Annotated in this window: 5 protein-coding genes; all 5 read left to right on the forward strand. The window is 42.8% G+C overall.

Features of this window, described 5'->3' with window-relative positions:
* The first annotated feature begins 150 nt into the window (after window positions 1-150).
* The 5 genes from E2L07_RS13770 (at window position 151) to uxuA (ending at window position 7,532) form a co-directional block, all read left to right on the forward strand.
* Complete coding sequence (locus E2L07_RS13770) at window positions 151-1,584, forward strand: DDE-type integrase/transposase/recombinase (RefSeq protein WP_134228568.1); 1,434 nt, start codon at window positions 151-153, stop codon at window positions 1,582-1,584.
* Window positions 1,585-2,047: 463 nt separating this feature from the next.
* The gene (locus E2L07_RS13775; RefSeq protein ID WP_134229849.1) at window positions 2,048-3,235 is read left to right on the forward strand and encodes a pyridoxal phosphate-dependent aminotransferase; all 1,188 of its coding nucleotides are present in this window, start codon (window positions 2,048-2,050) and stop codon (window positions 3,233-3,235) included.
* 201 nt (window positions 3,236-3,436) lie between these two features.
* The gene (locus tag E2L07_RS13780) at window positions 3,437-5,485 is read left to right on the forward strand and encodes an alpha-glucuronidase family glycosyl hydrolase (protein ID WP_053431696.1); all 2,049 of its coding nucleotides are present in this window, start codon (window positions 3,437-3,439) and stop codon (window positions 5,483-5,485) included.
* A 98-nt stretch (window positions 5,486-5,583) separates the two neighbouring features.
* On the forward strand, window positions 5,584-6,264 hold the full coding sequence (locus tag E2L07_RS13785; protein ID WP_053431695.1) for a GntR family transcriptional regulator: 681 nt from the start codon (window positions 5,584-5,586) through the stop codon (window positions 6,262-6,264).
* A 173-nt stretch (window positions 6,265-6,437) separates the two neighbouring features.
* Entirely contained in the window at window positions 6,438-7,532 is a 1,095-nt protein-coding gene (gene uxuA / locus E2L07_RS13790) for a mannonate dehydratase (RefSeq protein WP_134229850.1), read from the forward strand.
* Window positions 7,533-7,872: the final 340 nt, after the last annotated feature.

Genomic DNA, 7,872 nt, shown 5'->3' on the forward strand with positions numbered 1-7,872 from the left:
CGTATTGTCAAAACTTTATATAGAAATAGGTTAATAAATCCTATATTAGAGGGCTTTATAAGCAAAAAACTTGCCACCCCCCTGAATTCTAAGGTATTGATGAGGTAACCACACGACATCAATCCCCTTAAGAAAAAAGGATGTGACAAGTTGTTACCTCAAATTATAACCTATTTACTTATGTTAATAAACTATCAAGAACAAATGATTCGAACGTTGCTTACCCTACTGATTGGGAAAAGCATGTTTGATAAGCCAATAGAAGCGCCAGTGAACAAACCTTATCGGAAACTTCAAGTCGACGATCTGCCGATCATTGAAGTACCAGAAAAACTTGATTTTAAACAGTTATTAACTGAGCATCTGGCGGCGAATGGAAAGCCTCTTAAACCGGTACAGAGACGTTCTAATTCAACACCTGTTCCTGCGTCAATGAAATGTCCAAAGTGTGGTGCTCCATCCGAGTATTTGTATGCCAATAATGGAGGGAAAGGACAGTTTCAATGTAAGGTGTGTTCCTGTCTTTTTAATCAAAAAAGCCGCTATCTCAAAGAGGCCATCCTTAAGTGCCCTCACTGTGCCAAGACTCTTGAAAAAATCAAGGAAAGAAAAGACTTTAATGTGTTTAAGTGTAAAAACAATGACTGTTCCTACTACCAAAAGAAATTGAGTAGAATGTCACAAAAAGAGAAAAAACGGTTCAAAGAAGACCCTCAAGCCTTTAAAATGCGGTATATTTACCGCCAGTTTCACATTGACTATCAACCGTTAGCGAAACATTCACCCAAGAAGCCAAAAGTCGATTTATCAAGGCTTTATGTGTCTCCACATACACTTGGACTCATTCTGACGTATCACGTGAATTACGGGCTATCCGCTCGTAAAACAGCTGCACTGATGAAAGATATTCATGGTGTATCCATTTCTCACCAAAGCATTTTAAACTACGAAAACAGTGTAGCACTTACGCTTAAGCCTTACGTCGACCACTACCCTTATGAGCTTTCAGATCAATTCTGTGGTGACGAAACGTATATCCGTGTGAATGGTCGTTGGCACTATCTGTTTTTCTTTTTTGATGCGGTGAAAAAGGTGATTCTCTCATACCCTGTCTCACCAAATCGAGACACAGCGACCGCCATTCGAGCGATTGACGAAGTATTACTTAAGCTGAAAGAGATTCCTGAGAACCTTACATTCGTTGTCGATGGAAACCCAATCTACTTGTTAGCACAGCATTTCTTTTCCCAACATGAGATTCCATTTGACGTAATACAAGTCATCGGCTTAACCAATGAAGATGAAGTCTCCAAGGAATATAGACCGCTAAAACAGATTATTGAGAGACTGAATCGAACCTTTAAAGGCAACTACCGATCCACTCACGGATTCGGGTCAGAACAAGGATCCGTATCATTTGTGACCTTATTTGTGGCTTACTTCAACTTTCTAAGACCGCATTCAGCCTTGGAAGGTAAAGTTCCTGTTCTCATTCCAGAGTTAGAACAACTTCCAAACATGCCAGCACGCTGGACCAAGCTGATTGACTTAGCTCAACAATGGTTGATTGATCAGACTGCCTAGCTTTTGTTTAGCTGAGCCCTAACATCAGCAATCGGCGTAGCGAACTCTTGACAAACCGAACTTGCCAATGGTTTAAAATGGAAATAACCAAGGGCTATTTGGTATGCCTTCTTTTGTCCCCTTCGCCCTTGTTTAGCCTTAGTCAAAACCATTGGCGTGTTTGTCAAGAGCGATTGCGGGGCTCCTCCACCCACAAAAGAGAAAAGAACTGAATGCCTAGTGAGTTTTCATAGAACTTTTGACATTACCTTTTAAATGTATGAGCTAGGTAGGTAAGAATTTTACTATGTCAGAGTATTCTGTTAAAATACGTGAAATAAGGTGTACTTTATTTAGTGGGGAGCTTTTTTAAGGAGAGACCCACACGTTGTAGGATACATAGATGTGACCATGGGATAAGACGTACTCAAAGCAATAAAGTAGGGAATTTATCCCCAGAAAAGAAAAAACAGGTGGGAGAGACATGAAGACGTTTGAGCAAGCGAATATGATGAAAAGGTTGCCGGAGCAATTTTTTGCTAAATTGGTCGAGCAAGTACAAGAAGTAAAAAAAGATCACGATGATATTATTAATCTTGGTCAAGGAAGTCCAGATTTACCGACACCGGAGCATATTGTGGAGAAGCTGCAGGAGGCAGCGGAAAATCCTTTGTACCATCGCTATGCACCTTTTTCAGGTTATCCGTTTCTAAAAGAAGCGGTGTCTAAGTATTATGAACGAGAATATGGTGTATCGGTCGATCCAAAAACAGAAGTGGCCGTATTAGGTGGGGCGAAGACGGGTCTTGTAGAAGTGAGTCAATGCTTTTTAAACCCAGGTGACATTGCTCTCGTTCCAGACCCCGGCTATCCCGATTATTGGTCGGGGATCGCTATCGCAGGGGGAAGCATGTACGGAATGCCGTTAAAAAAGGAGCTAGGCTTCCATCCAGACCTAAGAGGGATTCCTGCACCTGTACTATATGAAGCGAAGCTCATGTTTTTAAACTACCCGAACAATCCGACTGGTGCAGTCGCTACAGAGGAGCTGTTTGCTGATGCAATTGAGTTAGCAGAGGAATATGATATTTGTGTCGTTCACGATTTTGCTTACTCTGCCATCGGTTTCGATGGGCAAAAGCCGCTTAGTTTTTTACAAGTAGAGGGAGCGAAGAACGTCGGGGTAGAAATGATCACCTTGTCGAAAAATTACAACATGGCAGGCTGGCGAATCGGTTTTGCGGTTGGAAATCCGAGTGTTATTAAAGCGATTGAGACATTGCAGGATCACTATTTTTGCAGTTTATTTGGCGGCATTCAAGCCGCAGCTGCCCATGCGCTATTGAGCGATCAATCGAGCGTCACGACCCTCGTTCAAACTTACGAGGAGCGGCGAAATGCCCTCGTGAAAGCAGCTCGAGCGATTGGCTGGGATGTTGAGGCACCGAAAGGATCATTTTTTGCTTGGTTTCCAGTACCATCAGGCTTTACATCAGAGGAGTTTGCTACTTATTTGCTAAAAAAGGCCCGCGTCGTTGTTGCTCCTGGGAAAGGATTCGGGGAGCATGGGGAAGGCTATGTTCGAGTTGCTTTGTTAGCTGATATTGCTAAGCTTGAGGAGGCGATGGGGCGAGTGGGAAAACTTGATGTTTTCTCTAATAAGCGAGGATGAACCTATCGATTGTGGATAGGTTCTCTTCTTTATTCGTACGAACAAATAAATTTACAGTAAATTTGAAAAATAAACGCAATACGTTTATAATGTAACTGAACTACCATTCTAGTTATACTAAAATGTCAGAAGGGATTGGAGTCCCTTACTCTATCATGAATGAATTTTGATTACCATTTTCACGCGTAGGGAGGAGATGTCATGAATCGAGGAGAAACTGGTTATGAAACATGGCTTCGGTATGAGGAAATAACAGATTCAGCACTACATACCCAGTATCGAGCCTATTTTCAAACAATTGAAATCAAGGGGAATTCGCCGATTATCGAATCCGCAAAAGAAGAATTAACGCATGGCCTGAGATCATTACTTGGTGTCACACCGAATTATTTATCTGCTACTGGAGAGCAGGCTTCCTGTCTTATAGGAACGATTGCCGATGTGGCCGAAGTGTCTCAGGCAATAAAAGAACGACTACGCGAAGAAGGGTATGCCATTTATTCCGAAAAAGGGCGCCTCGTTCTCGTAGGTAAAACAGAAACGGGCGTTTTATACGGTACCTTTCACTTGCTGAGGCTTTTGCAAATGCGGAATCACTTGCACGACCTTCGCATTGTTGAAAATCCGCGAAATCAATTGCGTATGATCAATGAGTGGGATAATATGGACGGTAGTATAGAGCGGGGCTATGCAGGAGGCTCAATTTTCTTTGAACATAATAAGGTGACAAACAACTTACAACGGATTAGGGATTATGCGCGAATCCTCTCCTCAATCGGAATAAATGCCATTGCTTTTAATAATGTCAACGTACACGAAGAGGAAACGAAGCTGATTACCCGCAAATTTTTGCCGGACGTCGCGAAAGTTGCAAATATTTTTCGGCAGTATGGAATTAAGACATTTTTAAGTATTAATTATGCTAGCCCTATTCAGCTAGGGAAGCTAGAGACGGCAGATCCCCTTGATGAGAAGGTTCGGGCCTGGTGGAAAGAAACAGTGGCAGACATTTATCGCTACATACCCGACTTTGGTGGCTTTCTTGTAAAAGCGGATTCTGAGCATAGACCGGGTCCGTTTACTTATGGACGTAATCATGCAGAGGGGGCAAACATGTTAGCGGAGGCGTTGGCTCCGTTTGGCGGTATCGTCCTTTGGCGCTGCTTTGTGTACAATTGTCTTCAAGATTGGCGTGACCGAAAAACAGATCGAGCGAGAGCTGCTTATGACCATTTTAAACCACTCGATGGTCTATTCCATGACAATGTCGTGCTGCAAATTAAAAACGGGCCAATGGATTTTCAAGTGCGTGAGCCGGTTTCCCCACTTTTTGGTGCCATGCCTAAGACGAACCAAATGCTCGAATTTCAGATCACCCAAGAATATACAGGACAGCAGAAGCATCTATGCTATTTAGTTCCACAGTGGAAAGAAATTTTGGACTTTGATACGTTTGCAAATGGTAAAGAGAGCCCAGTAAAGTCGATCGTGGATGGCAGTCAATTTGACTACAAGGTTAGTGGGATCACGGCTGTGTCGAATGTGGGAAATGACGAAAATTGGACCGGTCATTTATTAGCACAAGCAAACCTTTACGGATATGGGAGGCTTACGTGGAATCCTAATCTTTCAACTGAAGAGGTAACCGCTGAATGGACTCGGGCCACTTTTGGTGACAATGAAGAAGTGATTCAGACGATTCACGAGATGCTTTTACAATCATGGCCGATTTACGAAAGCTACACGGCTCCATTAGGTGTTGGCTGGATGGTAGAGCCAGGTCACCATTACGGCCCTAATGTGGACGGTTATGAGTATTCTGTTTGGGGGACATACCATTATGCGGATTGTCACGGGATTGGTGTTGATCGGACAGTTGCAACTGGAACTGGTTATACAGCGCAATACTTTGCAGAAAACTACGAGTTGTACGAACATCTAGAAACATGTCCCGATTCGTTGCTCTTATTTTTCCATCATGTTCCATACACGCATAAGCTAAAGTCTGGCGTGACGGTCATTCAACATATTTACGACACTCATTTTTCTGGAGCAGAGCAGGCTGAGCAATTATTGGAAAGCTGGCGATCATTAGAAGGGAAAGTGGACTCGGAACGCTTTCAGCAAGTTCTCGAACGACTCGAACACCAAGCCGAGCACGCAAAAGAGTGGCGTGATGTGATCAATACGTATTTTTACCGGAAGTCAGGGATCCCAGATGAAAAAAAACGAACCATTTATCCGATATAATTCGGCTAAGCAGGATTTAAAGTCAACAAGGAAGACGAAGGGAACGTTAAATAGTGTGGCTTTAGCCTGCGGTTTTTCTAAGATTGAGAGGTGTTAGTATGTTTAGAAGCAAAGCGGAAATGACGGGGTCAACGAGAGACTTTGTCTATCAGCGAATTAAAGAGCAGATCATAAACTTAGAATTGACACCAGGGACGAAAATCTCTGAACAAGAAATGGCCGGCAAATTAGAGGTGAGCCGTACTCCTGTACGGGAGGCGTTTTTTAAGTTGGCCCAAGAAGACTTGCTCGTCATCATTCCGCAAAGTGGAACGATTGTGTCCAAAATTGATCTAGACCTTGTAGAAGAGGGGCGATTTTTACGGGAGCACATTGAAAAGGCGATAGTGCGTGAAGTGTGCAAAAAGGCGAACCAAGATCAATTACTCCGCATCGAAACCAACTTGACGATGCAAGAGTTTTGTTTGAAAAAAGGGACACATCAGAGGTTGTTTGAATTAGATGAAGAATTTCATGAACTTCTATTCGACATTTGTCAAAAGAAGCGAACGTGGAAAATCATCCGTCAGATGAATAGTCACCTTGACAGACTCCGAATGTTGAGACTCGCCATTAACCAAGATTGGACGATCGTTGTTGAACACCACCAAAAAATTTTTGAGGCGATTTCGAGCCGAAACGAAGAGCTTGCAGAAGAGACGATGGCGACCCACATGTCCCTCGTCATTGTCGAAAAAGATCAGCTTAGAGAGCGATATCCGGAATTTTTTTCACATTAAGTATGTGAACCTATTCATGGGAGAGAGCAGTAGCTATGGCTTTGCTGTCACTTAGGGTGGGAACTCTTAAGGAAACTTTACTCGCTATTGTCAACTGTTGAACCAATGGCGGGTAAAAAATAACTAAGTATGTATACTAGTATGGTTATTGTGCGAGATAGGGAGGAATAAAGATGAGGATGGTTTTTCGCTGGTTTGGTGCGGGAAACGATAGTGTTTCGTTAGCACATATAAGACAGATTCCAGGCGTGGAAGGAATCGTCTGGGCTCTACACGACATACCGCCAGGAGAAGTTTGGCCTTTGTCACGGATTATGGAGGTAAAAGAGCAGGCCGAACAACATCAGTTTCATATCGATGTCGTAGAAAGTGTCAATGTTCATGAAGATATTAAATTAGGGTTACCGACGAGAGATCGATACATTGAAGCATATAAGCAGACGATCAAGCATTTGGCGAAGGCAGGTGTGAAGGTCATTTGTTATAACTTTATGCCTGTCTTTGATTGGGTACGAACCGATTTGTATAAAAAACTAGAGGACGGATCCACTGCCCTTTTTTACGAAAAAAAAGTGGTAGATGAAATGAATCCGAAAGGGTTAGTCGAAACGATTGCAAGTAACAAAACGTTTACGATGCCAGGGTGGGAGCCGGAGCGATTAGCCTCTTTAAAAACTCTGTTTGAAGCGTATGAGCATGTATCAACGGAAGATCTTTGGGATCATTTGCACTATTTTCTACAAGAGGTCATCCCTGTCGCCGAGGCGTGTGATATTAAAATGGCGATCCATCCAGATGATCCACCATGGCCGATTTTTGGATTGCCGAGAATCGTGACCAATCATGATAACATTCGAAGGTTGTTAAAACTTGTTGATCATCCGGCGAATGGGATTACGTTGTGCAGTGGAGCCCTTGGAGCAGATCTGAACAATCAAGTTCCCGAGATGATAAGAGAATTTGCAGACCGGATTCCGTTTGCTCATATTCGCAATATTAAACGGTTTGACAACGGAGACTTTGTTGAAACATCACATCGGGAGCAAGACGGATCAATTGACATTGTCAGTATTGTTAAAGCTTATCATGAAGTTGGTTTTACAGGTTATGTCCGACCCGACCACGGACGACATATTTGGGATGAACAGTGCCGGCCGGGGTACGGTCTTTATGACCGAGCGTTAGGCATTATGTATTTATGGGGGATATGGGATTCTGTCCAGAATGGACAACGTATGCACGACTTGCCGAGCCAAATAACCATTTGAATTATTGTATGTTTCAGAATTTTGTGTTATAATTCGAATCAACTACCATACTAGTATGATTAGAATGTCTTTGTCGTTATTTTTCTTTCTACTGGTAATTTGAATCATATGAAAATGTAAGCGATTACTCAAGGTGAGGCAATCGAACAAAGGGGGGATGGCCTAGGGTCAATGATGAGAAGGTTGATTGCATAGTCCATCTAGTCAAATTTGGGTAGTGTCAAAACTTCTATGAAAACCTTATTTGGATCTAACACTACTACCATTTATTAGGTGGAAAGGCCGCGCTATCGCTCTTGACAAACACACCAATGGTTTATTCAGAGGTCAATCAAGGGCG

Source organism: Halalkalibacterium halodurans, assembly GCF_004376175.1.
Lineage (GTDB): Bacteria > Bacillota > Bacilli > Bacillales > Bacillaceae_D > Halalkalibacterium > Halalkalibacterium halodurans.